The organism is Eubacterium sp., assembly GCF_057858645.1.
In genome coordinates, this window is sequence record NZ_DBLZZO010000020.1 from 19,440 (window position 1) to 43,948 (window position 24,509).

A 24,509-nucleotide genomic window follows, 5' to 3' on the forward strand; every position below is an offset into this window, starting at 1 on the left:
TTTACTCCTCCTGTATTTTCAATCTTTGTTTCTTTACTTTCTTCTTAAATGTTTCCCATGCATCATTATTTTTCACAAAATATCTTGGACATTCTTTTCCTGTAATATCATAATGCCTAATAACATGTTTCTCTGTTAAACCACATTTATCCTCAAGCCATGCCACTAATTTAACTAAAGACTTGTAAGTTTTTTTCGTAAATTTACCTGTTGAATCAGGATGGCATGTTTCTATTGAGATAGTGTCATTGTTTCTCCAGTTACTTGCAGCAGACATTTCATTTAAAGGAATGCACTGAATAATTTCTCCCTCTATTCCCACAACAAAATGAGAACTTACATTTGACTGACTTCCTGCATAAAAATCCCTATTTTGTTGTGCAGTGCTTCCTGGATTGCCAACATAATGTATTACTATGTCGTTTACTTTGATTATTTTCTCACCGTTTCTGGAACCCCCGTCTACAGGAATTATCTGCTTACTAATCCAGTGCGGCTTCTTGGCATTTTTCAAATTAGAAATCTGTCGTTGATTAGCAAGGTACTGCCACCCTATTGCCCCTAATATAATTACAGCTACAATTAATATTACAAGTAAAATTCTATTTCTTATCTGTTTTCTTCTTCTAGCTTTTGCTGTCATCCTTTTATTATTTCTTTTTGTTTTCATTTTAGTTTTTCCTTTTGTATTTTATTACTTCTTATGCACCTATTATACACCATTGTATGTTATACTGCATATGTAACTGTTTATCAACATAATGATATAATGACTACTATTTATTTAAAAGGAGAAAATTTATGAGATACTCGATTAAAGGTGATACTTTACCTGTAGTAATTTGTGAGCTTGATGAGGGTGAAAAAATTATTACTGAAGGTGGTGGCATGGCATGGATGTCACCAAATATGAAAATGGAAACAACTGGTGGTGGCATTGGAAAAATGTTTGGCAGAGCTTTATCAGGCGATACAATTTTTCAAAATATTTATACTGCTGAACATACAAACGGCATGATTTCAATTGCTTCATGTTTTCCGGGATCAATTAAAGCTTTCGAAATTTCACCGGGAAATGAAATTATTTTGCAGAAATCTGCTTTTCTTGCATCTGAGGCCGGCGTTGAACTTTCAATGCATTTTAGAAAAAAACTTGGTTCAGGGCTATTTGGTGGAGAAGGTTTTATTATGCAAAAACTTTCAGGCAACGGTATAGCTTTTGCAGAGTTTGACGGTCACGTAATTGAATACAATTTACAACCCGGACAGCAGATTGTCATTGATACAGGTCATTTAGCTGCCATGTCAGGAACATGCCAAATGGATGTCAAAACTGTTCCCGGCGTTAAGAATATATTTTTCAGTGGCGAAGGCGTATTTAATACAGTGGTTACAGGACCTGGTAGAGTGTGGTTACAGACTATGCCTATTTCAAATATTGCAGGTGCGTTGATGCCATATCTTCCTTCAACAACGAAATAACTTATTTAAAAAGTAAAAGTTGTGAGTCTGTGAAATAATTTCTATTTACATACATTATTTCACAGACTCAATTTTTAAAACATTTCTTTATTTTATCAGAGCAAATCAAAACGTATAATGTTTACGCTCTTGCCCCATTTTGTATAGACTTTCTTCCTGCCTTTCTCTCTACCTAATTGTTGTTATATATGTATAACGTTAAATTTTCCTATTCTATTACATGAAGGAAAAAATCATCCTTCAGATTTCAAATGCATTGATAATATTTAGCGCATTTTCTTTCTAAAGAATGATTTCTCAAAATTTATTATTTTAAACACCTTTTACTACCTTTTGATAGTAACTATATGTCATCGGGATTCTGTTGTTCCCAAACATTTTACTTTCTATTACTTCGCCTAAAAATACTGTATGGGTTTCTGTTTCAAATTTATTTATTACTTTGCAAACTGCGTATCCACAAGTATCTGTCAATACAGGAATCTCTTTTACAATTTTAAAATCCACATCCTGAAATTTATTTACATCTCTTCCTGAACAGAACCCAAATCTACCAATCAATATTGGATTTGAGTCCTCTGCAATTAAATTTATTGCAAACAAGCCACACTCTGCTATGCACTGGTGTGTGAAATTTTTTCTATTAATACTAATTGCCACTGTTTCCGGCGATACAGTTATTTGCATTGCCGAATTTACAGCACAACCTGTCGCTCTCCCACTGTCCATTGTTGACACAATATAAATTCCATAAGACATTTTTCTTAAAATATTTTTTTCCATGTTAAGTCCTCCATTTTTAGTATTGTGTCCTAAAAAAATGTAATTATTAACGTGGAGAACTATTTTATATCTTTAGGTTCTGTATTCCTAAGAATATACATTATGCCGCCTGCAAAACCGATTATCATTGCAGTATAGGCTGCAATAACAATCTGCCACTTAACAAGGCTCATGCCACTGTTCGCCAAACAGAGGATTCCCGAAATAACACCACCTGCTATCAGCCCTATAACTGCCCACAATGCTGTGCTGTAAAACAGGAACCATGATCTGTTTGTAAATGGAAAAACTCTACCTGTTTTGTCTGCCACATTCCAAATTTTTTTATATACTTCATGCATATTCTCACCTTCTTTTGTAAATTAAAATTCAAACTAGATTATTCTTTTTTCCAAACTATATTTCTCTTTGTATTTTTCATAAATACTTCTAAATTCATTAGTTTCGTCTCTACGAATGTCTCTATTGTATGCGTGAATGTCCAAGCTTCCATGCCCGATTTCTTCCACACAACTTGCTATGTTAGAACAATGGTCAGAAATTCTTTCCAATGAAGTTATAATGTCTGTCATCACAAAGCCATGCTCGATTGTACACTCGCCTTTTTTCAATCTGTCAACATGGCGCTTCTTCAACTGATGTTTCAATTTATCAATAACACGTTCCATTGCCTCAACATCCATTGCCAGATTTGCATCGTCTTCTAAGAAAGCATTTTTTGATTCCTGAAGGATTTCTTTTACAGCTTTAATCATAACTGTAATTTCCCCCTCTGCCTGATTAGAAAACTTTAACTTCTTCCCGCTAATCTCCTGGGCTGACTTTGCAATAGCCACTGAGTGGTCGGAAATTCTTTCTACATCACCAATTATATGGAGAATTTCACTTACTTCTCTACTGTCCTGTTCGCTTAAATTCTGCTTACTAATCTGTACTAAATATGTTCCAAGCTGGTCTTCGTACTTATCTACTTTCTTTTCTAATGAAACAACTTCTTCCATTGTCTTATCTGAATAATTGATAAGCATATTGCAGGCTTCAACTACTCCTAACTCTGTTTTTTCAAACATGGATTTCACAACCTTCTTACACTGTTCCAATGCAATTGAAGGTGTTGCCATAAGTCTTGTATCCAAAATTTCTTCTGCATCTCCAACTTTTGCATCTCTTATAATGAAGCATGCCAATTTTTCCAACTGATTTGCAAATGGGAATAAGATTATTGTGCAAAGAATATTGAATACTGAATGTATAATTGCAATTCCCATTAAACTTGCACTGTCATTTATAAATGATAAATGTACTAATCCATTTACAACACAGAATACTGTAAGCCATACTGCTGTACCGATAATGTTAAATGTTAAATGCACTACTGCTGTTCGTTTTGCGTTTTTGTTTGCTCCAAATGAAGAAATGATTGCTGTTACACATGTACCAATGTTCTGTCCCATAATAATTGGAATGGCACTGCCATAAGTAACCACGCCTGTTGAAGCTAATGCCTGTAAAATACCTACAGATGCTGATGAACTTTGAATTACTGCTGTTAAAAATGCTCCTGCCAAAACACCTAAAATAGGGTTGCTAAACATTGTTAAAATGTGCTGAAATTCAGGTACGTCTCTAAGTGGTGACACAGCGTCTGACATTGCTTCCATTCCAAACATCAATACTGCGAAACCTAATAAAATCATTCCTGTATCAACACTTTTTCCACTTTTCTTTCTCATCAATAAAATAATTCCTATTAAGGCTAATATTGGTGTGAAAGATGATGGCTTTAATAAACTTACTAAAATATTTGAACTTTGAATTCCTGTTAAACTAAGTATCCATGATGTAATTGTTGTTCCTACATTGGCACCCATTATGATTCCAATTGCCTGTTTTAAATTCATAATGCCTGAATTTACAAAACCTACAACCATTACTGTTGTTGCTGAAGAACTTTGAATTACCGCTGTTACTGCTGCGCCTAACAAAAATCCTTTAAATCTACTTGCTGTTAATTTTTCCAGTATTCCTTTTAAACTACTGCCTGCTCTTTTCTCTAGGGCTTCTCCCATAACATTCATTCCAAATAGGAATAATGCTAAGCCCCCTATTAATGATAAAACATTGAATATGCTCATTGCAGTTCCTCCTCGTATAATATTAAATCTTGTAGCCCACGCCTCGAATTGTTTTAATTGCCTCTGCTGCTACGCCTAATTTCTGTCGTAAAGTTCTAATGTGAACATCTACTGTTCTGCTTTCGCCATCAAATGAGTATCCCCATACTTTATTTAATAGCTGGTCTCTTGTTAGAACAATGCCCTGATTTTGTAAAAGAATGCATAACATTTCGAATTCCTTTAATGTTAATGTCACATCTTCTCCATCAACTTTTACAACATGTTTGGCTGGACAAACATACAAATGTTCCAAAGAATAATCTTCCTGATTTTTAGTATGTTCAGTACGTCTTAATAGTGCTTTGACTCTTGCCACCATTTCAAGCATACTAAATGGCTTTGGAATATAATCATCTGCACCATTATCCAATCCTGCAATTCTGTCATATTCACTTGTTTTTGCTGTTACCATTATTATAGGTAATGCTTTTGTATCTACTCTTTTCCTTAATTTTTTTAGAATATCAATTCCATTTTCTTCAGGAAGCATTATGTCCAGCATAACCAATGTAGGTATTTCACTATCTAACTGATCCCAAAAGTCAGATGGTTTCTCAAAGCCTACAGTTTTCAGATTCATGCTGTTTAGAGTATATACAATTAACTCTCTAATACTGCTATCATCTTCTACTACATAAATCATGATTATCCCTCCTACATCTTCATAATAATTTCACAATGTAATATTCAAGTTATCCTAAAGTAAAATTCGGGTAAAATATGGGTAAAAGATTCGCTGAGTTTTAATTGTTTGTGGGAGATTTGTTCTTGTGGGAATTTACTTTTGGGGCATCCCTTTTGATAAGATTAAGTTTGATTTGGATGCCCTACCACCATTTAATTTTTATCTTGAGCAATACCGTTTTCTAACACATTGTAGATTTTGTTAGATAGTGTTTGGATAGTTGCATTCTGAAAATGCATATTCTTTTATCTTGCTTACATTATTTATTTCTACTCTAAATTTATCACACAGCAATTTACTACAGTATTTAACTACAGCATTTCTGTACAGCGTTCAAGTATGCCGTTTAGATGTGAAATAATGATTCCGTAGTTTGTCATTGGGATACCCTGAGCTTTTGCCTGAGCAAGTCTTGATTGCATTGTCTTTTCATTTAACATGCAACCTCCACAATGAATTATCAATTTATATTTTAACAAATCTTTGGGAAATTCGCCCCCTGACGTAAATTGAAAGTCAATTTTCCTGCCGGTGTACTTTAATATCCAATTAGGAAGTTTAACAGTTCCTATGTCGTCACATTGTCTATGATGGGTACAACCTTCTGAAATTAAAACCTTGTCACCATCCTTCAATTTTTCAAGCATACTTGCACCTTCAAGAGCATCTTGCAATGTGCCTTTGTATCTGGCAAGCAAAATCGAAAAAGATGTGAGGGAAATATTTTCAGGCACAATTTTTGCAACCTGATTGAATGCCTGAGAATCTGTAATTATAAGCTTAGGCTTTTGATTAATTGAATTCAATGTTGCCTCCAACTGCTCAACCTGAGTTACAATTGAAATTGCTTGTGTATCAAGAATTTCTCTTATTACCATCTGTTGTGGCAAAATTAATCTTCCCTTTGGAGCTGCAGAATCAATTGGCACAACTAGAACAACCATGTCACCTTCCTCAACTAAACCTTCAAGAATTTTTTTGTCTTTGTTTAGTGTGGCTTTAGAGACTTTACCAATTAATTCTTTTAATTCATAAATGCCCTTATCTGTTAATGCACTAACGAATATTTCATTAGCCAATTCGTCTGTGCCATTTTTGCATCTTTCGCCATTCTTAAAAGCTTCATTAAGCAGCTGGCTATTCTTTTTACTGTCCTTAAAGGATTCATCATTCAACTGGCTGTTTCTTATTACTTCTTTGTCTGTTTCATCAATCAAATCGCTTTTGTTATAGGCAATAATATATGGGATACTTTTTTCTTTAAATGAAGCTATTAGCTCATTGTCCTTTTCTTTTAAACTGGATGTTGCATCAACAACTAAAACGGCAATGTCCGTTTCGCCTAAAACATCTTTTGCCCTTTCAACACGCATTTTGCCAAGTTCGCCTTCGTCGTCAATTCCCGGTGTGTCAATAATTACTACAGGACCAATTGGAAGAAGCTCCATTGTTTTTTTCACAGGATCTGTTGTAGTTCCCTTGTTGTCTGAAACCAAAGATAATTCCTGACCTGTCACTCTGTTTACAACGCTGGATTTTCCTGCATTCCTTAACCCGAAAAATCCTATATGAACTCTCTCACTTGCCGGTCTGTCATTTAATCCCATATTAATTATCTACCTCTCTGTCTTTTTTGATGCCTTACTGTTTTTTGACTGCCTTTTTAATCTGTCTGTGTTAAACTAACTTTCCTATTTAAAAAACTAAAATCTAAAGTCTCGTCTGTTTGACTCTTTGATATTCTTAATATTTTCTACTGCTATGCTGTGAACCTTTTCGTTTGGAATCTTTTTAAGTTCATCTTCTATTAATTTGAAACCTATTTCTTTTGTTTCCTCTGATGCATAGTCTACAAGATATTCTGCTAATGTCATTAATGCATTTGGATGACAACAGTTTAAGATTTGTCCGTTTTTGCAAAGTGACATAAATCTGTCTCCTGTTCTGCCTTCTCTGTAACATGCAGTACAAAATGATGGTATAAAACCTTTTTCCATCAGCCATTTAACTACTTCGTCCAAAGTTCGCTGGTCTGAAACGTCAAACTGCTCTGAATCGTGTGGACGTTCTTCTTCGCAATATCCACCAACAGAAGTTCTTGAGCCACCACTAATCTGTGATACTCCAAGAGATAACATTTTTTCTCTAACTTTCTGATTTTCTCTTGTAGAAATTATCATGCCTGTGTATGGAACTGCAATTCGAATACATGCAGCAATTTTTTCAAATATTTCATCTTCCAAGCCGTTATCAAATTCATCCGGATCAATGTCATCGGCTTTTTTTACTCTTGGAACACTGATTGTATGCGGACCTACACCATGCACTGCCTCCAAATGTTCTGCATGCATAAGCAGTCCTGCAAACTCATATTGATAGCCTTCAAGTCCAAACAAAACACCAAGTCCAACGTCATCAATTCCACCTTCCATTGCTCTATCCATAGCTTCTGTGTGATAATTGTAGTCATGCTTTGGCCCTGTTGGATGAAGTTCTAAATAACTTTTTTTGTTGTATGTTTCCTGAAAAAGAATATAAGTTCCAATTCCTGCATCTTTTAACTTTCTGTAATTTTCAACTGTAGTTGCCGCAATGTTTACATTAACACGACGTATATCTCCATTTTTGTGATGCACTGAATATATAGTTTTGATTGAATCCAAAATATACTCAATTGGATTATTTACCGGATCTTCTCCTGCTTCAATGGCAAGACGTTTATGTCCCATGTCCTGAAGTGCAATAACCTCTCTCTTAATGTCCTCCTGAGAAAGTTTAATTCTTGAAATATGTTTGTTCTTCATGTGATAAGGACAATAAACACATCCGTTTACACAATAATTTGATAAATAAAGTGGAGCAAACATTACAATTCTATTGCCATAAAAAGCCTGCTTAATTTCTTCTGCCAACCTGTACATTTCCTCATTTTTTTCCGGTATGTCACAAGCAAGCAAAACCGATGCCTCTCGGTGTGTAAGACCTTTGCAGTGAGTCTGCTTTCCATCTGCAGACTTAACCGGCTTTGCCTTTTTTAAAATACTGTCAATTAACTCCACATTTCTCTTGTTCTCTTCTGCATACTTTATTGTATCTAATATTTCCTGATGATTAATAAATTCATCTGCAATCATTGACTCTTTGTTATAAATAGCCATTTTCTACCTTCTTTCTTAAATGCTGTATATTAATCTTCTTACTAAAGCGATTTCATGTCTCCTGGGTCAGTAACAATTTTATACCCCATTGACGCCATTCGTCCACTTAAACATTGTTTGCATTGCGCTGATTCGTCCCCTGTGCAAATTTTATTATCATACAAGGCATATTTTTTTCTTTCAGAAACCGGAGACAAATTAGGCATTACCACATTAGCCCCTGCCTTAATTCCCATTTCTCTTCCTAACGGATGAATTGTACCAAGTGCCGTTGTTGCCGGCAATAAAATATTGTTTTTTATCAAACGGATAAGTGATAATAAATACACCGTCTGTTCCATTGTTCCTGATGGCTGGTCTTTAAACTCCGTATCCTTCTGAGAAATAAAAGGACCAATTCCACACATGTGGGGGCTGAATTCTTCAATGAATTTCAAATCTTCTGCAAGACATTCTGACGTTTGATAAGGGGAACCAACCATAAAGCCGCAACCAACCTGATAGCCAATTTCTTTTAAATTCTGTAAACATTCCATTCTGTTATCAAAAGACATTTCCTTGGGATGAAGTTTTTCATAATGTTCCCTATTAGCTGTTTCGTGGCGAAGCAAATATCTGTCTGCACCCGCCTCATACATTTTCAAATAATCTTCTTTCGAGCATTCGCCTAAAGATAAAGTTACAGCTACATCACTGTGTTTTTCTTTTATTTCTTTCACAAGCTGACACACATCATCTACCTTTACAATGCCCTCGCCCCCTTGCAATACAAAAGTCCTAAAGCCCAGTTCATAGCCTTCCTGACAACATTCCATAATCTGTTTCTTTGTAAGCTGGTATCTGTCACAATTATTGTTCGACTTTCTTATTCCACAGTAATAGCAGTCATTAGTACAATAATTACCAATCTCAATTAAACCTCTTACATAAATTTCATTGCCATATATTTCACGTCTCACCTTATCAGCAAGCCCTGCTGCATAATCTGCAAGCTCCTGATTTTGATTTTCTATTAGGAACTTATATTCCGAAACTGACAAATTATGTGTTGCTGCCAGTCTGTCTATTAATTCTTTAGCCTTAATATTTATTTTTTCATTACTAATACTAAACTTATTACACTCCATTATTTTTCCTTTTAATTCCTGCTATTCTCAATTATTTTTTATTTTTAATACTTTTAATTTTTTCTTTATCCCTGCTATCTTCAATTATTTTAATTCTTACTAATCTTAATTTTTTCTACTTTTAATTATTTTCATTTATTTATTACTTCTTATTCCGAATTATATTTTAAAACAAAAAAAGAACTTAAACAAACTGTTTTTAAAAAACTAATTTGTTTAAGTCTTCTATAATTGTTATGGGGTTAATCACATAGTATTTCCTATAAATAGAATCTGAATGTTTAACTCACAAATCTTATTTATCTAAATAATAAATTTACTATTCATTAGAATAATAAAAATCTTATAATATAAATACTATTTACTACTTATTCTCATCTAAATCTTTGTGGATTTCTTCATCGTGTTTTCCAAGAATTGAATATTCAACCCACTCGGCAATATTTGTGGCATGGTCGCCAATTCTTTCTAAGTATTTTGCAATCATAAGTAAGTCAATAAACTCTTCACCTTCACCATCTGTTTTGGCTATTAAAGCTATTAACTTTTTCTTAATATCATCAAAATAGTTATCAACAATATCGTCAGATATTATCACAGTCCTTGCTAAATAAAGATCTTTGCTTACAAAAGAGTCAACACTACCTGTTACCATTTTGATAACTTCCTTGGACATTTCATCTAAATGAATTTCGTTTTTAATTTTGCTACCTTCCACATATTTAGATAATTCAACTATATCTGCTGCCTGGTCGCCTATTCTTTCCATGTCGGAAATCATTTTAAGAGCTGATGATATTACTCTTAAGTCTCTTGCAACCGGCTGTTGTCTAAGCAAAAGTTTCATACAGATATTTTCAATTTCTCTTTCTTTTCTGTCAATTTCTGAATCAGTTTCCAAAACTTCATGGGCAAGTTTTCCATCTTTATCTGACATGGTAACTTCAATTGCTCCGCTGATTACTTTTTCACAAAGGTTGCCCATTTCTACCATTTCCTTATTTAGATAATCTAATTGTTCATCAAATTTATTTCTCATACTTTAACCAAACCTTCCTGTAATATAATCCTCAGTTCTCTTATCCTTAGGCATAGAGAACATCTGCTCTGTATCACTGAATTCAATAATTTCTCCCAAAAGGAAAAATGCTGTTTTGTCAGAAATTCTTGCTGCCTGCTGCATATTATGTGTAACCATAATTACTGTATAATCTTTCTTTAACTCTACTGCCAGGTCTTCTATTTTTGAGGTTGAAATAGGATCAAGGGCTGATGTAGGTTCATCCATTAATATTACTTCCGGATTAACTGCCAAAGCTCTTGCAATACAAAGTCTCTGCTGCTGACCACCTGACATTGCCAAAGCACTTTTCTTTAATTTATCCTTTGTTTCATCCCAAATTGCAGCCTGCTTTAAAGTTCTCTCAACTATCTCATCAAGCTTTGCTTTTGAGTGAATCCCATGAGTTCTTGGTCCATAAGCAATGTTATCGTAAATACTCATTGGAAAAAGATTTGGTTTCTGGAAAACCATACCAACTCTTTTTCTTAATTTATTTACATCTATATCCTTGTAAATATTCACACCATCTAATGTAATGTTACCTGTTATTTTACATTCAGGTACTAAATCATTCATTCTGTTTAAAGATTTAAGCACTGTAGATTTTCCACAACCTGAAGGTCCAATAAACGCTGTAATTTCATTAGGTGGAACACTTAAATTTACATTTTTAATTGCATGGAAATCTCCGTAATAGAGATCCATATTTTCTATATCAAATTTTCCCATCTTTTTTCCTTTCCGGATTATACTAAGTAACTTTTCATGCAGAAAACTAAAGTTACCTGTTTCACGTATTATTTTTACTTTAATTTCTACTGTTTTCCCTTGCTAACTTTTTTAGCCGCAATTTGTGATAATCCGTTGATTATTAAAATTATTAAAAGTAATATTACTGCTGTTGCATAAGCCTGATTTATGTACAAACCTTCTGACAATAAACAATACATGTGAACTGCCAAAGTTCTTGTTGATGCAAATAAACTGTCAGGCACTGCTGCCATTGAACCTGCAGTAAATATTAAAGCTGCACTTTCGCCTACAATTCTACCTATTGCCAAAATTACACCTGACAAAATTCCCGGTATAGCTGACGGCAAAACAATTAAGAATATTGTTCTTAATTTTCCGGCACCTAATCCATAGCTTCCTTCTCTAAATAAATCAGGTACTGCTATTAGTGATTCTTCTGTTGTTCTTATAATTGTTGGAAGAACCATCATTGCCAAAGTTAAAATTCCTGCAAGCATTGAGTAGCCCCATTTAAAAGCAATTACAAATGATAAAAATCCAAACAAACCAAAAACAATTGATGGAATTCCCGCCAAAGTTTCTGTAGTTACTCTAATTACTTTTACAAGTTTAGAACCTCTTTTTGCATACTCTACTAAATAAATTGCTGCTGCAATTCCTACCGGCACTGCTATAACTAATGTTAATGCAACTACAATTATTGTATTTATTATTGCTGGTGTCATTGACACATTCTGGGAATTATATTTCCATGCAAACAAGTCTCCATTAATGTATGGTATACCATTAATTAATATATAAATTATCAGGTATAACATGGATACTAAAGTAATTGCTGTTGCCAAATAAACCAATGCTTTCATTATGTAGGACTTTGATTTTCTTAATTTTTCTCTGAAATCACTATTATTCATTATTCAGTCCCCCTTCTATTTATAAGTGAAAAGCATACATTTATTATCAAAATAAATACAAACAACACAACTGCTGTTGCTATTAATGCGTTTCTATGAATTCCCTGTGGGGCATAAGCCATTTCCAAAACAATGTTAGATGTTAATGTTCTTGTACCACTTAAAATACTATCCGGTATCATTGCCTGGTTACCTGCAACCATAACTACCGCCATTGTTTCACCTATGGCTCTTCCCATGCCAAGGATAATTCCTGACATTACACCGGACTTTGCTGCTGGAATAACAGTCTTAAAAATACTTCTTTCTTTTGTAGCACCTAGTGCCAGAGCGCCTTCATAATAACTCTCCGGCACTGCAGTAATTGAAGATTCTGCTGTATTAATAATTGTAGGAAGAATCATCATTCCAAGAAGAAGTGATGCTGCCAGAATCCCCTTGCCAGAGGTGCCAAATATATCTTGAATGGCTGGTATAATTACTACTAAACCAAAGAATCCGTAGATAATTGATGGGATCCCAGCCATAAGATTTATAATTGGTTTTACTAATTTATAAATTTTTTCAGGACAATATTTTGCTAAAAAAACTGCTGTAAGTAAGCCAATTGGAACTCCTACTACCATTGCTCCTGCTGTAACATAGATACTACCTATAATCATAGGACCAATTCCAAAAATTCCCTGAGTTGGTCTCCATTCTGTACCAAATATGAATTTAAAGAAACCTATCTCCTTTATTGCAGGAACACCATTGGCAAACATGAACACGCAAATCATAATTACTGCCGCAATTGAAATACATGCGCATAGCAAAAATACTATCTTCATTATTACTTCTGATGCTTTATTCAAAGTTTTCTCCTTTAAAATATTAACAATATATTCTATTGATTTTGACTAATCTAACTTTTAAATAATCCAGGATACTAAATTTTGATTAATATCCTGGAGTTTATTTTATCTTCAGTTCATTTACTATTTAAGTTTATCCCAAGTTGTTGTTTCACCTGTGTAGATTGACTTAACCTGGTCGCTTGTGATGTTATCTAATGTGTTTGCTTTGTTTACGATTACTGCGATACCATCCATTGCAATTTGCTTTGATACTAGCTTAGAAACTTCTTCATCTTTTAATTCTCTTGATGACATTCCGATTTCTGTTGCACCTTCAATTGCTGACTGGATACCTGCTGATGAACCTGATTCCTGAATTTCAATTGATACATCCGGATTCATCTTGATGTATTCATCTTTAAGTACATCCATAAGTGGTGCTACTGATGTTGAACCTGCTAAAGTAATTTTGCCTTTAAGCTTGCTTGCTTTGTATGAACCTTCTGAATCAACACTAATGTAGCCTTCCTTATCTACAATCTTCTGACCTTCATCACTCATTATGTATTTAATGAAGTCTTCATCAAGCTTTGTTAATTTACCATCCTGATAAGCTAAGTTAAATGGTCTTGCTACTTTGTACTGACCTGACTTAATGTTTTCTGTTGTTGCATCAACTCCGTCTACCTTTAAAGCCTTAACATCTGTTGATAATGAACCAAGTGAAACATAACCGATTGCTTTTTCATTCTGTGCTACTGTACTAAGCATTACTGATGTTGAGTTTGTTACTTCTGCTGTCTGTGTTGTAATGTCGTTATCATTACCATCAACAATTCCCATCAACTCTACAAAAGCTCCTCTAGTTCCTGAATTTTCTTCTCTGGAGATAACATTGATTTCTCCGGTTACTCCTTTATCTGAACCACTTTTACTTTCATTTGACTTTCCGCATCCTGTAAATGCTAATGTTGTAATTACTGTTGCAGCTACTACTGCTAAAATTTTCTTTCTCATCTTTTTACTCCTTCTTCTCTCTAATAATTACTTACTCTGTGTGGATGTTCTCCCCAACACACCTATATACTATTTCTTTAATGTAAAATCAAAAGTCTTAGAAATGTTAAACCAATGTAAAATCAAAAAAAGTCCACATTGTGATATTTTTCCTTTTGCAGATACCATTATCTGACTCTAAAGAACCATACATCACAATGTGAACTTCTTTATATTTAACTACCTTATTTAATTTTAAACTTACCTGCTATCTTATCCTCGTGAGAACTTCCACCAATAATATCCCTGTCCCACAAATAAACATATCCAGGATTTTCTAATTTTTCTCCACCGTTATTTCACTTTCGTCGTATGCTCCCTGTTTTACATTTTGGCTTCCGCCCTGTAGCACGACGTTTTTAACTTTTGAAAAAGAGAACGCTCCGGTTTCAATAGTTTTGACACTTGCCGGCACAATGACTTTTTCTGTATTTAAGCCTCTACTAAAATCTGCTGAAAAAGCATTTTCGCCAATTGCCTTTACTGAACTTGGAATTGTTACTTCTTTTAAATCACCGTTATATGCAAGAAGCACACCGTCTTCATCAATTGCAAATCCGTTTTCATCAAACATGCCCGACTTTTCATAATAAGCATTTGTCTGATAATTGTAATCCAACTGATTTGCTGCATCATCTTCTTTCTTAAAGTAATAAATTTTATTACCCTGATTATCAATTACATAAAAATAATTCTTTAAATCGTAGTTGCCTTCATTTTCATCCAGCATGTCTTCATAGTCTGATTTTTCATTAACATATTTCATTGAGTATACTTTGTTGTTAATCTTCATTGCATGATTTCCAACCTCATAGGTTCCTTTGTTTGATTTTTCATGGAACACATCTTCTTCCTGAAATTTTTCATCAGTGAATTTCACAACATACATGTCATCAATATCAACTTTGTACCATGTACCATTTAAAGATATGTTTTTGTAATCACCTTTATCTGAAAAAGCATCTCTGTTTCTGCACTTAACAAACAAAAACATTCCTAATATAATCACTAACACAACTACATCAATGATTATTATTCTTTGACGTTTTACTTTTTTCTTTCTATTGTCCATACCTTTTCGTCTTTGTTCTTCCCTACCTGCTTCCCCTGTTTTTATATTTAAGCTGTCACTATTTTCTTTTTTCTTATTAGAATTCTTTAATAATGAAATACCCTCAAAAGATATCTGCTTCTTAGGTGTACTAATTTTTCTGTTAGATTTCTTTGGAGTTTTTTCTTTTTCACGAAGAATTGGTTCATTATTTTTTTCTTCATTTTCCAATTCATTAAGCAATTCTAATATATCTTCTTTTGGTATCTTTGTTGTTTTATCATTCATTTTTATTTTTTCCTTTTGATCTTTAGTTTCTTTGTTATGGACCACTTACCATATACTCTTTCACCAAACTGATATCCATATGCTCTTATACGAATATAATAAGTTTTCTTATTTTTCAACTTGCTTATTGTGTATTTAGTATTTTTTGTTCTTTTTGTTTTTGCTGTTTTAAATTTTCTGTTTGTTCCATACTGAATTTCATATTTATAAGCATTTGGTATTTTTTTATATTTTATTTGTGTTTTATATTTTTTAGACTTTTTGGAAATCTTTTTAGACTTTCCAATTTTGGTAATTTTTGTTTTGTTTATTTTTATTATTTCCTGTGGTTTGCCCTTGTCATCAGCCCAATATGGTTGATAATCTCCCGGAGTGGTTGTGGATATTGTGATTTTTCCACTAGCCATTCCCGGTTCATTATTTAAAAAATCATAATTGATTGAATTAACTTTCGCCTCTGCAGTTACTTTATTATGACTTGGTACTACTATGATTAGCATAGTTCCTGCGATAAAAAAAGCTGTTACTTTTTTTATCATTGCTTTTTACATAAGTATCTACCTAATTATTTCTCCGAAAAATCAATTACTGGCAAAGTTTTGCTACTAACTGATTAATAACTTTTCCGTCTGCACGTCCTTTAAATGCAGGCATAACTGTTTTCATAATCTGTCCTTTATTCTTTGTTGCTAAAACTTCTGCATATTTTTCCTTTAATTCTGCTTCAACTTCTGCTTCACTCATTAACTTTGGTGCGTATTCATTGAACACATCATATCTTGCCTGATATTCTTCCTTTAAGTCTGTTCTGTCAGCAGGGCAGCTATCTATCTGTTCTCTAACTGTTTTTAATTCTTTTAAAATTACTTTATTGACCATTTCTTCAGGAATATCATCTCTACAACCTGCATCAATTGCTGTTTTCTTTACTGCCTGAATAAGTGCTGATATTGATTCTTTTCTAGCCTTATCTCTTGCCTTCATTGCTGCGATCATATCTTTTTGTAATGTCTTAATATCCATTTTCTAATCCTCCTTGATAATTTTAAAATTTCCACCTTTAAGTGTACTATATTTAGTTAGAAAAGTCCATTTGTGGAACGTTTTTTATGTAATAAGAAATAGCTGCAAGCTCATTTTTTGAACTTACAGCTACATCACTTATTCTTTGCTTTTTAATATTCTTATTTTACTTTTATCACAACTTTATATGATTTTTTTGCTTCTTTTATTTTTTCTACTATGATAGTGCCCTCTTCACTAATCCCTTTATATTCGTAACTTTCAGGCTTTGTCATAAGTGTTACATAAATTGTTGCGGCACCTCTCTTTTTGGCTTTTACCTTTCCTTTAGAAGAAACCGTTGCGACTTTAGGATTAGAAGACTTAAAACTTAATATGTTTGTGCCTAACGCTCCATTCTTTATTAGTTTCTTGTTAATGTACACTTGAGTTTTTAAGCTGACAGACTTTCCTTTTTGTAAAGTCTGTTTCTTCTTTCCTTTTATTTTGGTAATCTTTTCTTCTTTGTAGACTCTCTTTTTCTTTTTATTCTTTACTGTGGTTGTCACTATGGCTTTTGCACAATAATAATCCTTATCTGCAACAGGACTTAAGTATGAAGCCTTCTTAATTTTTGTTGTTTTAGGAAATGCATTTTTTCTCATCTTTACAACTGTATTCGGAATTTCAACTTTCTTCAGCATACTGTTATCCGAAAATGCAAAAGATTCAATATACTTTAATCGTTTAGAAAGTTTTAAGTTTTTGATATTACATTTTGAAAATGCGCTCTTACCGATGTTAAAAACAGTATTTGGAATTTTTATGTTCTCAAGACTACTGCACTCAAAAAAAGCTGTGTCACCTATTTGTTGTAATGTTTTGTTCCAAACAATTGTTTTTAATTTTTTACACTGAGCAAAACTAAATTCTCCCAAAATTACTATATTTGATGGAATTACAATTTTCTCTAAATTAGGGCAACCGGAATATGCAAAATCTTTTATTATTTTATTTTCCTTATTACTTGAAAAAGTCCATTGTTTTACATATTTATTGTTGTTTGCGCCTTCACTTTTGATAACACTGGCAGGTTCGACATATTTCTCATCCTTTTTTTCTGTAGGATATATTAACAATTTTGTTTTATCCTTGTTAAATAAAACGCCATTTTCTACAGAAAAATTAGGATTATCTTCCACTACTTCATATTTTTCAGTTGGCAGTAAACTGCTAACTCTTTCTACATATTTAGCTAATCTTACAGTTGTAATTTTCGTATTACTGCCATCAAGTTTAGATACACCTACAACCTTTTCTCCTGCTATTGTTTCCGGAATATCTACTATTTCATTTGTTCCTGTATACCCACAAATCACAACTTCCTTCTCTTTATTGTTATTAGTGGATATTTCATATTCAAAATCTCCATACGACTGTACTTTGCCATCTGCTTTTGTATATGTGTTCGGAATTAATAATAATGAACATATAAGCAAAAATGATATTATTCTTTTCATCATAGTCGTCCTCCTTTATATTTTTTCTTTCATCTTTTTAATCTTTGAAATAACTTTTATTTACAGAATAAATAGTTTGAAAATGTAAAATTTACATTTTGCAAAAGACTTTTTATGTTTTTACTTTCCTTACAATATTTTATATACATATTATAAGCCTCTATGCTATCAAAGTCGTCTTCATCTCTTATATAAGAAGTGTCTTTTGCCATTTCTTTTATTCTACTTATTTCATCTTCTGTAAGATTTTCGTTTTCACCCGATAATGATTCACCTAAATAACTTGCATATATATTTTTTTGTGGAAAACTTAACGAAACAACCACCAATAATATGCTTAATAAACGTGCTACATCTTTTTTAATTTTTTTCTGTTTCTAAGTATTCATAACTTCATCCTCCTTGTATGCATTATATCAAACATTTCAGCTATTTTTTCACTTTTGCGATAAACGGTACTTTTTGGGGAATGAACGACACTTTTTTTGTAAAAAAGTCTCATAACAAATGTTTTTTTCACCTGCTACGAGACTTTATACTATCTTTTTCTATTTTTACTATTTTGCTTCTTTGAGTTCTTTGTTTTTGCATTTCTGCCTTGGTTTCTTTCAGGATGTTTTCCTGAATTCTTACCCGAACCATTCTTACCCGAGCCATTCTTGCTGGAACTCTTCTTGTTATCTTTTTTGCCTGAATTATTTTTTCCTTTGTAGTTTTGATATCTGTCTTTATCTTTCTTAAACTGTCTTGGTTTAATTAAACATTCAGGTCCGAAACCAATTAAATCTTCCCTACCTGCAATGTGTAGGGCTTCTTTTACCAACTCGTAATTGGCTGGATTTCTATACTGCATTAATGCCCTTTGCATTGCCTTCTCGTGTGGATTCTTAGGTGTGTACACCGGTTTCATTGTTCTTGGGTCAACTCCTGTGTAGTACATTACTGTTGACATTGTGGACGGTGTTGGATAAAAATCCTGTACCTGCTGCGGATTGTATCCTATATCTCTAAGGTACTCTGCAAGTTTTACAGCTTCTTTCATATCAGAACCTGGATGTGAACTCATTAAATAAGGTACAACAAACTGCTTCTTGCCTGCCTTTTCATTAAGCTTATAATACTTGTCAATAAAGCTTTCATAAACACAATTTTCCGGTTTTCCCATATATGAAAGCACCTTGTCTGAAATATGTTCAGGGGCAACTTTTAACTGACCACTAATATGATACTGAACCAACTCCTTAAAGAATGTACTGTTCTTATCCTTGTCTGCCATAATATAGTCAAATCTTATACCTGAACGTACAAATACTTTTTTAACTTTTGGAAGTTCTCTAAGCTTACGCAAGAGTTTTAAGTATTCACTATGATCTGTATCCAAATTCTCGCATGGTTTTGGCCATAGGCACTGCTTGTGTTTACATACACCATGCTTTAACTGCTTTTTACAAGCAGGATGATAGAAGTTGGCTGTTGGACCGCCTACATCATGAATGTAGCCTTTAAAATTAGGCATTTCTATAATTTTCTTTGCTTCTTTTATAATTGATTCAAGACTTCTTGTTTGTATAATTCGTCCCTGATGAAATGTAAGAGCGCAAAAACTACAGGCACCAAAACAGCCTCTACAACTAATTAAGGAAAACTGTATCTCCGCAATTGCCGGCACGCCGCCGTCTTTCTCATAAGATGGATGATAAGTTCTTTCGTATGGTAAATCATACACATCATCCATTTCCATTTTTGTTAATGGCATCTGTGGTGGATTCTGAACCACATACATACCGTTAGGATATGGTTCCACTAATGTTTTACCGTTAAAAGGATCTGTGTTTTCACTTTGAACTCTAAAGCTGTCGGCATACTTTAACTTGTCTGCTTTCATGTCTTCATAAGCCGGCAGTACAATTGGATCATATGCCAGCGACAAATCCTTTGTCTTGTAAACTGTTCCCGGAATATAAGTTATGTCTTTTACATCCATGCCACTATTTAATGCATCTGCTATTTCAACGATTGACTTTTCACCCATACCATAGGAAATAAGATTTGCCTGTGCATCCAGTAAAATAGACCTTTTAAAACTGTTGCTCCAATAATCATAATGAGCCATTCTTCTAAGGCTGGCTTCAATACCACCTATAATAATAGGTGTCTCCTTATGGGTATGTCTTATAAGATTGCAGTATGCCACAACCGCATGGTCAGGACGTTTTCCTATAACACCGCCCGGAGTGTAGGCATCACTGTCTCTTCTTTTCTTCGATACATAGTAATGGTTTACCATAGAGTCCATGTTTCCACCCATTACCAAAAAGGCTAGTCTTGGTTCTCCCAATATATTAATGCTATCGTCATCTTTCCAGTCAGGCTGTGAAATAATACCAACTGTATATCCATGTGCCTGTAACACACGACTGATTATTGCGTGTCCAAAAGAAGGATGGTCTACATAAGCGTCTCCAATTACAAATACAAAATCCAGTTGCTCTATACCCTGTTCCTTCATATCCTTTTTAGAAATCGGTAAAAATCCCATAATACTCTCCATTCATCTATATGCCATAAACTGACATGATTTTCGTTATTTTTGTCCTCAGTATTTCTCTATAATTCCATAAAAAAATTAAATTTAGTTAAGGCTTTCTTCAGCCTTTTTTAAACTATCATAGCCTTGCAATTTAGCTGTATTCTCTATGGTTAATTTTGCAAGGTTTTCATTTCTGTTATACAAGTCAATTATAAACTCAGCGTACATCTTAAGTAGCGTATCTGAATATGTGAGTAATTCTCCTTTTAAATATGTTTCATAACTTGTGTCATATACAGAGTCTGTCTCACTTGTAATGTTTCTTGCCTGTGATGCAAGTTTTGGATATTCTTTCGCAAAATCTTCCATCCACTGAACCTGTATTTCAGCAATTTGGGCTACTATGGCTCTTGTTTTGTCTGACTTTTCAGGAAAGTATTTAGCAAGCTCCTTGTATTCTTCAGGGCTTGTGCTTTCCATCATTCTGCCATATTTCTCGGTAATCATGTTCCAACCTTTTTGCTTGTTTTCCAGCCACAAATCTCTAATACACAAAAGCATGTCATCAGTCCATGTTAAATACTGGCTTTTTCTCATCAAATAAAAATATGGCCAATTATTCTGACATTCTGCTCTTCCACCCACATTTTGAACTTTGTCAAAAGCCTCAAATTCCAGATGAATTATTTCGTCAATTAATTCTCCTCTGTTGTAATTTGCTTTTTCCATTATTAATGAAACATAATCATTTAGGAAATTTGAATTAACACTTACTATTATTTTCTGAGATTTCAGTTCGTTAATAATAAGTCTTGCTATCTGTTCAATTACAACAGCCTTCTGATCATTTTCATTTACTGAAGTATTGTTGTATTGATATTCATTCCACATTTCCCTTTGATCCGGCAGTCTTGCCAAATCATTAATCATTATTGCAAGTTCCGGTAAAATAGGCAACTTTTCTATTCCCTTAAAGAGCCATTTGTAGTATGGTGCATACTTTTTATTAAGAATATAAAGGCACTTCATTGTATGCTCCATAAACTGTCCAATGCACAAAGTCGCAGTTACATAGTCCTTTCGTCCCATAGACCTACCATAATTTACCTGACCTGTCTGTGCCATTGCAGATATTTCTCTTGCAAGTTTTACAAGTCTTGCTTTTTCAGGTTGCATCATAAAATGATTTCTTATATCTGTAAAAATTCCTAAATCATCTCTAAACACTTCGCCGTTTGTTACTGTGGCAAGCTTATAATCGTCTATGTCAATCCAATCTTCTACCTTTTCAGGGCTTTGTCTAAAGCCTGTGTACTTTTCATAGAAATCACCGATTAACTGTACGCCCACTCTTCCCTGTGCCATAAGAGTGTTAATTCTAGTAATTCCCATATATGTTGTTGGTAACTTATCATATTCTTCCTGTAACTGCTCACCAATTTCACTATAAACAGTTTTTGTAACCCACATACAAAAGCCCGGTCCAAAATCATGGTCAATTGAATATTGGTCATCAAAGCCGAATCTTTCTGAGCCTTCGCCAACAAAACCAACTGCTATTTTATCCTCATATTCAGGGAACTTTTCGTGTATCATTTTAGCTCCCACTTCTTCATAAAACTTTTTCGCCAGCTGCAGACCTGAAAGATTTTCTTTCTCTATTTTTTCTTTTTTATCATTAATTTCTTCCTGTTTTATTTCCTCAGGATTTTCCTGCAACTTTTCTGTTTTTTCTGCCTGCTGTTTTTCGTAAGCTTCTTTTGCTTTTTCAAGGTTATCCTTTGTTATTTCATAGGCACTGCCCTGGCCCATATTTATTTCTATTTCAGGCAATGCTTCTTCATACAACTTAATTGCGCCGGCATAATCTTCCTTCTTACATTTGACTGCTGCCATTGCAGATAATGCGGCACTATAATGAAAATTCTTAACTGTGTCTTTCTTAAAAATCTCCAACGCCTTATTTAAACATTCTTCAGCTTCCTGTATTTCTTCTATTTCAAGCAATGAAGCCCCAAGATTAGACAATGTTGTGGCAACTTCGATTTCTGCTCCTGGAATTTTTTCTATAATGGCTAATGCCTTTTTCAAATGCTGGGCGGCCTTCTCGTAGTTTCCCATTTCCTGATAAAGCAGTGCTATATTGTTATTTAAACTTGCAAAACGATAATCTCCAGGCTCAATATTTTCTTCATAAATTGCAAAAGTCTCCATGTAATAATTAAGAGACTCTTCAAGCAAACCTGCTGCCCTATGAGCGTTTGCAATATTTTGAAGAGCTGTGGCATAATCCACTGTTCCCTCAATATTCATTTCTTTCATAAGACCAATGCATTGCTGGCACGCCTTTATGGACTTGTCATATTCACTTGTATCCCTATAAAATCCCATCATTTCATTTAAAATAGTAAACTGAGCTGACTTATCTTCTTCTTCTGTAGCCTTGTCCATGCTTATGCGCAAAAAAGGCTCAACATCATTTATATTTTTTTCTTCAAATAGTCGGTCAAGTTCTTCAAGAAATCTATTAATATCCATTTGTTTTCCTCCAACTACATTGTTTTCACTTTTGCAACTATTGCAAAAATAATATACATAATCAAATTAGCAACTACAACGCTTGCACCTGCCGGTATTGAAAATCCGTAGGAACATATAAGTCCAATTGTAAAATTCACTACTGACAAAATTGCCGAACAGATAGTTACTGATTTAAAACTTTTAAAAATTCTCATTGATGTTAATGATGGAAATACAATTAAACTTGATATAAGCATTGCCCCCATCATTTTAATTCCTACTACTATAGTAATAGCTGTGAATACAGAAATCAATGTATTATACATTCCAACTTTTACACCTGTGGCTTTTGAAAAGTTTTCATCAAAGGTTACGGCAAAAATCTTGTGATAGCATACCACAAACATTATTATTACGATTACTGATAATAAGCCGCTTACTACAACATCATCTTTTGACATTGCTAAAATGCTACCAAACATATAACTGTAAATATCTGTGCTTAATCCTGTTGTAAGTGATGTTACAATTACACCAATTGCAAGTGACGAAGCCGATACCATGGCAATTGCCGCATCACTTCTCATTTTGCCGTTTTCTGCTAATCTTAAGAGCAAAAATGCTGCAACAATTACTACCGGTATAGCAAATTTAAGTGGTGCAATCCCACAGGCAATGGCAATTGATAATGCTCCAAAAGATACATGAGATAAGCCGTCACCAATCATTGAATATCTTTTCAACACCAGACTAACTCCCAAAAGAGCTGCACATAATGAAACTAAAACGCCACCTAAAAATGCTCTCTGAATAAAATCATAAGATAACATTTCACTAATCATTCTGTCCACCTCCTAAAAAAGAATCCGATATTTTTGACTTTTTGTATTCTTTGACGGTTCCAAAAAAGTCCTTGCCCTGTTCTAAATGCAAAATATGTGATGCATAACTAAGAGCATTTTTTATGTCATGAGTAACCATTATAATAGTTACGCCTTCATTGTTCAACTTCTTGATTTCATCGTACAAATCAATTGACGCACTTGGATCAAGACCTGTCACCGGCTCATCCAATATTAAAAGATTGTCTGTTGCGCACAATGCTCTTGCCAACAATACTCTTTGCTGCTGACCACCTGACAATTCTCTGTAGCATCTTTTTTTCAAATGAGCGATTCCTAATTTGTCCATGTTAGACAGCGCTTCTGCCTTTTCCTTCTTTGAATAAAAAGGACTTTTATGCCCGCTATTTAAAAAGCCTGACAACACAACTTCCATAACACTTGCCGGGAAATCTTTTTGGGCTACAGTCTGCTGTGGTAAATATCCTATTCCTTTTTTACTCTTGTCCAAATTAATTGTAATCTTTCCTGACAACGGCTTAATTAATCCTAGTAAAGTTTTTACAAGGGTACTCTTTCCTGCACCGTTTTCACCAACAATACATAGGTAGTCCCCTTTCTTTATTTCAAAATTAATGTCCTTTGCCACTGTTTTGTTTTCGTAGCCTAACACTACATCTTTAAACTGTAAAATCATTGTTTCTCTCCATTTTGATATGAAT

General features: G+C 33.7%; 23 protein-coding genes. 1 reads left to right on the plus strand and 22 read right to left on the minus strand.

Translation table 11 applies throughout. The annotated features are described in order from the left end of the window. Position 1: 1 nt before the first annotated feature. Positions 2–670 carry a peptidoglycan recognition protein family protein gene (locus ACZM4J_RS08140; RefSeq protein ID WP_022165880.1) on the minus strand — a complete coding sequence of 223 codons (669 nt, stop codon included), beginning with the start codon at positions 668–670 and terminating at the stop codon, positions 2–4. 131 nt (positions 671–801) lie between these two features. On the opposite strand from ACZM4J_RS08140, the gene ACZM4J_RS08145 reads away from it, so the two are divergent. After that, complete coding sequence (locus tag ACZM4J_RS08145) at positions 802–1,482, plus strand: TIGR00266 family protein (protein WP_302689313.1); 681 nt, start codon at positions 802–804, stop codon at positions 1,480–1,482. A gap of 312 nt (positions 1,483–1,794) precedes the next feature. Here the strand turns inward: ACZM4J_RS08145 and ACZM4J_RS08150 are convergent, their stop codons facing one another. The 21 genes from ACZM4J_RS08150 to ACZM4J_RS08250 all read right to left on the minus strand — a co-directional run bounded on the left by ACZM4J_RS08150 (position 1,795) and on the right by ACZM4J_RS08250 (position 24,484). Next, positions 1,795–2,265: a flavin reductase family protein gene (locus ACZM4J_RS08150; RefSeq protein WP_022165878.1), complete on the minus strand. Its 471-nt coding sequence runs from the start codon at positions 2,263–2,265 to the stop codon at positions 1,795–1,797. Between the two features lie 59 nt (positions 2,266–2,324). Next, the gene (locus ACZM4J_RS08155; protein ID WP_022165877.1) at positions 2,325–2,606 is read right to left on the minus strand and encodes a hypothetical protein; all 282 of its coding nucleotides are present in this window, start codon (positions 2,604–2,606) and stop codon (positions 2,325–2,327) included. A gap of 33 nt (positions 2,607–2,639) precedes the next feature. After that, the gene (locus ACZM4J_RS08160) at positions 2,640–4,400 is read right to left on the minus strand and encodes a Na/Pi cotransporter family protein (protein WP_022165876.1); all 1,761 of its coding nucleotides are present in this window, start codon (positions 4,398–4,400) and stop codon (positions 2,640–2,642) included. Positions 4,401–4,422: 22 nt separating this feature from the next. Next, positions 4,423–5,085, minus strand: a complete 663-nt coding sequence (locus ACZM4J_RS08165) for a response regulator transcription factor (protein WP_022165875.1) — start codon at positions 5,083–5,085, stop codon at positions 4,423–4,425. Positions 5,086–5,438: 353 nt separating this feature from the next. Continuing rightward, positions 5,439–6,734: a [FeFe] hydrogenase H-cluster maturation GTPase HydF gene (gene hydF / locus ACZM4J_RS08170; RefSeq protein ID WP_022165874.1), complete on the minus strand. Its 1,296-nt coding sequence runs from the start codon at positions 6,732–6,734 to the stop codon at positions 5,439–5,441. A 96-nt stretch (positions 6,735–6,830) separates the two neighbouring features. Then, the gene (hydG, locus tag ACZM4J_RS08175; protein WP_302689309.1) at positions 6,831–8,285 is read right to left on the minus strand and encodes a [FeFe] hydrogenase H-cluster radical SAM maturase HydG; all 1,455 of its coding nucleotides are present in this window, start codon (positions 8,283–8,285) and stop codon (positions 6,831–6,833) included. Positions 8,286–8,326: 41 nt separating this feature from the next. Further along, positions 8,327–9,412, minus strand: a complete 1,086-nt coding sequence (gene hydE, locus ACZM4J_RS08180) for a [FeFe] hydrogenase H-cluster radical SAM maturase HydE (RefSeq protein ID WP_022165872.1) — start codon at positions 9,410–9,412, stop codon at positions 8,327–8,329. Between the two features lie 364 nt (positions 9,413–9,776). Further along, positions 9,777–10,451 (minus strand): phosphate signaling complex protein PhoU, encoded by a 675-nt coding sequence (gene phoU, locus ACZM4J_RS08185; protein WP_022165871.1) that lies wholly within the window; start codon positions 10,449–10,451, stop codon positions 9,777–9,779. 3 nt (positions 10,452–10,454) lie between these two features. Continuing rightward, positions 10,455–11,204, minus strand: coding sequence for a phosphate ABC transporter ATP-binding protein PstB (pstB, locus tag ACZM4J_RS08190; RefSeq protein WP_022165870.1), 750 nt, complete (start codon positions 11,202–11,204; stop codon positions 10,455–10,457). A gap of 86 nt (positions 11,205–11,290) precedes the next feature. Beyond that, positions 11,291–12,142, minus strand: coding sequence for a phosphate ABC transporter permease PstA (pstA, locus tag ACZM4J_RS08195; protein ID WP_022165869.1), 852 nt, complete (start codon positions 12,140–12,142; stop codon positions 11,291–11,293). Then, positions 12,142–12,972 (minus strand): phosphate ABC transporter permease subunit PstC, encoded by an 831-nt coding sequence (gene pstC / locus ACZM4J_RS08200; protein WP_118436199.1) that lies wholly within the window; start codon positions 12,970–12,972, stop codon positions 12,142–12,144. Before pstC ends, pstA begins: the two co-directional genes overlap by 1 nt. Positions 12,973–13,119: 147 nt before the next feature. Beyond that, on the minus strand, positions 13,120–13,995 hold the full coding sequence (locus ACZM4J_RS08205) for a substrate-binding domain-containing protein (RefSeq protein WP_022165867.1): 876 nt from the start codon (positions 13,993–13,995) through the stop codon (positions 13,120–13,122). 316 nt (positions 13,996–14,311) lie between these two features. Beyond that, the gene (locus ACZM4J_RS08210; protein ID WP_022165866.1) at positions 14,312–15,373 is read right to left on the minus strand and encodes a leucine-rich repeat protein; all 1,062 of its coding nucleotides are present in this window, start codon (positions 15,371–15,373) and stop codon (positions 14,312–14,314) included. A gap of 2 nt (positions 15,374–15,375) precedes the next feature. Beyond that, positions 15,376–15,873, minus strand: a complete 498-nt coding sequence (locus ACZM4J_RS08215; protein WP_489485955.1) for a hypothetical protein — start codon at positions 15,871–15,873, stop codon at positions 15,376–15,378. A gap of 85 nt (positions 15,874–15,958) precedes the next feature. Continuing rightward, positions 15,959–16,396: a GatB/YqeY domain-containing protein gene (locus tag ACZM4J_RS08220; protein ID WP_022165864.1), complete on the minus strand. Its 438-nt coding sequence runs from the start codon at positions 16,394–16,396 to the stop codon at positions 15,959–15,961. A gap of 161 nt (positions 16,397–16,557) precedes the next feature. Further along, the gene (locus ACZM4J_RS08225) at positions 16,558–17,898 is read right to left on the minus strand and encodes a leucine-rich repeat protein (protein WP_489485957.1); all 1,341 of its coding nucleotides are present in this window, start codon (positions 17,896–17,898) and stop codon (positions 16,558–16,560) included. 53 nt (positions 17,899–17,951) lie between these two features. Next, positions 17,952–18,221, minus strand: coding sequence for a hypothetical protein (locus ACZM4J_RS08230; RefSeq protein ID WP_489485958.1), 270 nt, complete (start codon positions 18,219–18,221; stop codon positions 17,952–17,954). Positions 18,222–18,433: 212 nt separating this feature from the next. Next, positions 18,434–20,434 (minus strand): YgiQ family radical SAM protein, encoded by a 2,001-nt coding sequence (locus ACZM4J_RS08235; protein ID WP_489485960.1) that lies wholly within the window; start codon positions 20,432–20,434, stop codon positions 18,434–18,436. Positions 20,435–20,527: 93 nt separating this feature from the next. Beyond that, a complete protein-coding gene (locus ACZM4J_RS08240; protein ID WP_022165860.1) occupies positions 20,528–22,963 on the minus strand; it encodes a DUF4125 family protein in 2,436 nt (811 codons plus the stop codon). 14 nt (positions 22,964–22,977) lie between these two features. Beyond that, on the minus strand, positions 22,978–23,787 hold the full coding sequence (locus ACZM4J_RS08245; protein WP_022165859.1) for a metal ABC transporter permease: 810 nt from the start codon (positions 23,785–23,787) through the stop codon (positions 22,978–22,980). Continuing rightward, the gene (locus tag ACZM4J_RS08250) at positions 23,780–24,484 is read right to left on the minus strand and encodes a metal ABC transporter ATP-binding protein (RefSeq protein ID WP_022165858.1); all 705 of its coding nucleotides are present in this window, start codon (positions 24,482–24,484) and stop codon (positions 23,780–23,782) included. Before ACZM4J_RS08250 ends, ACZM4J_RS08245 begins: the two co-directional genes overlap by 8 nt. Positions 24,485–24,509: the final 25 nt, after the last annotated feature.

Bases quoted from the DNA above. Each gene is read 5' to 3' on its own strand.
- ACZM4J_RS08140 (WP_022165880.1), bottom strand. From the start codon at position 670: ATGAAAACAAAAAGAAATAATAAAAGGATGACAGCAAAAGCTAGAAGA.
- ACZM4J_RS08145 (WP_302689313.1), top strand. From the start codon at position 802: ATGAGATACTCGATTAAAGGTGATACTTTACCTGTAGTAATTTGTGAG.
- ACZM4J_RS08150 (WP_022165878.1), bottom strand. From the start codon at position 2,265: ATGGAAAAAAATATTTTAAGAAAAATGTCTTATGGAATTTATATTGTG.
- ACZM4J_RS08155 (WP_022165877.1), bottom strand. From the start codon at position 2,606: ATGCATGAAGTATATAAAAAAATTTGGAATGTGGCAGACAAAACAGGT.
- ACZM4J_RS08160 (WP_022165876.1), bottom strand. From the start codon at position 4,400: ATGAGCATATTCAATGTTTTATCATTAATAGGGGGCTTAGCATTATTC.
- ACZM4J_RS08165 (WP_022165875.1), bottom strand. From the start codon at position 5,085: ATGATTTATGTAGTAGAAGATGATAGCAGTATTAGAGAGTTAATTGTA.
- hydF (WP_022165874.1), bottom strand. From the start codon at position 6,734: ATGGGATTAAATGACAGACCGGCAAGTGAGAGAGTTCATATAGGATTT.
- hydG (WP_302689309.1), bottom strand. From the start codon at position 8,285: ATGGCTATTTATAACAAAGAGTCAATGATTGCAGATGAATTTATTAAT.
- hydE (WP_022165872.1), bottom strand. From the start codon at position 9,412: ATGGAGTGTAATAAGTTTAGTATTAGTAATGAAAAAATAAATATTAAG.
- phoU (WP_022165871.1), bottom strand. From the start codon at position 10,451: ATGAGAAATAAATTTGATGAACAATTAGATTATCTAAATAAGGAAATG.
- pstB (WP_022165870.1), bottom strand. From the start codon at position 11,204: ATGGGAAAATTTGATATAGAAAATATGGATCTCTATTACGGAGATTTC.
- pstA (WP_022165869.1), bottom strand. From the start codon at position 12,142: ATGAATAATAGTGATTTCAGAGAAAAATTAAGAAAATCAAAGTCCTAC.
- pstC (WP_118436199.1), bottom strand. From the start codon at position 12,972: ATGAAGATAGTATTTTTGCTATGCGCATGTATTTCAATTGCGGCAGTA.
- ACZM4J_RS08205 (WP_022165867.1), bottom strand. From the start codon at position 13,995: ATGAGAAAGAAAATTTTAGCAGTAGTAGCTGCAACAGTAATTACAACA.
- ACZM4J_RS08210 (WP_022165866.1), bottom strand. From the start codon at position 15,373: ATGAATGATAAAACAACAAAGATACCAAAAGAAGATATATTAGAATTG.
- ACZM4J_RS08215 (WP_489485955.1), bottom strand. From the start codon at position 15,873: ATGCTAATCATAGTAGTACCAAGTCATAATAAAGTAACTGCAGAGGCG.
- ACZM4J_RS08220 (WP_022165864.1), bottom strand. From the start codon at position 16,396: ATGGATATTAAGACATTACAAAAAGATATGATCGCAGCAATGAAGGCA.
- ACZM4J_RS08225 (WP_489485957.1), bottom strand. From the start codon at position 17,898: ATGATGAAAAGAATAATATCATTTTTGCTTATATGTTCATTATTATTA.
- ACZM4J_RS08235 (WP_489485960.1), bottom strand. From the start codon at position 20,434: ATGGGATTTTTACCGATTTCTAAAAAGGATATGAAGGAACAGGGTATA.
- ACZM4J_RS08240 (WP_022165860.1), bottom strand. From the start codon at position 22,963: ATGGATATTAATAGATTTCTTGAAGAACTTGACCGACTATTTGAAGAA.
- ACZM4J_RS08245 (WP_022165859.1), bottom strand. From the start codon at position 23,787: ATGATTAGTGAAATGTTATCTTATGATTTTATTCAGAGAGCATTTTTA.
- ACZM4J_RS08250 (WP_022165858.1), bottom strand. From the start codon at position 24,484: ATGATTTTACAGTTTAAAGATGTAGTGTTAGGCTACGAAAACAAAACA.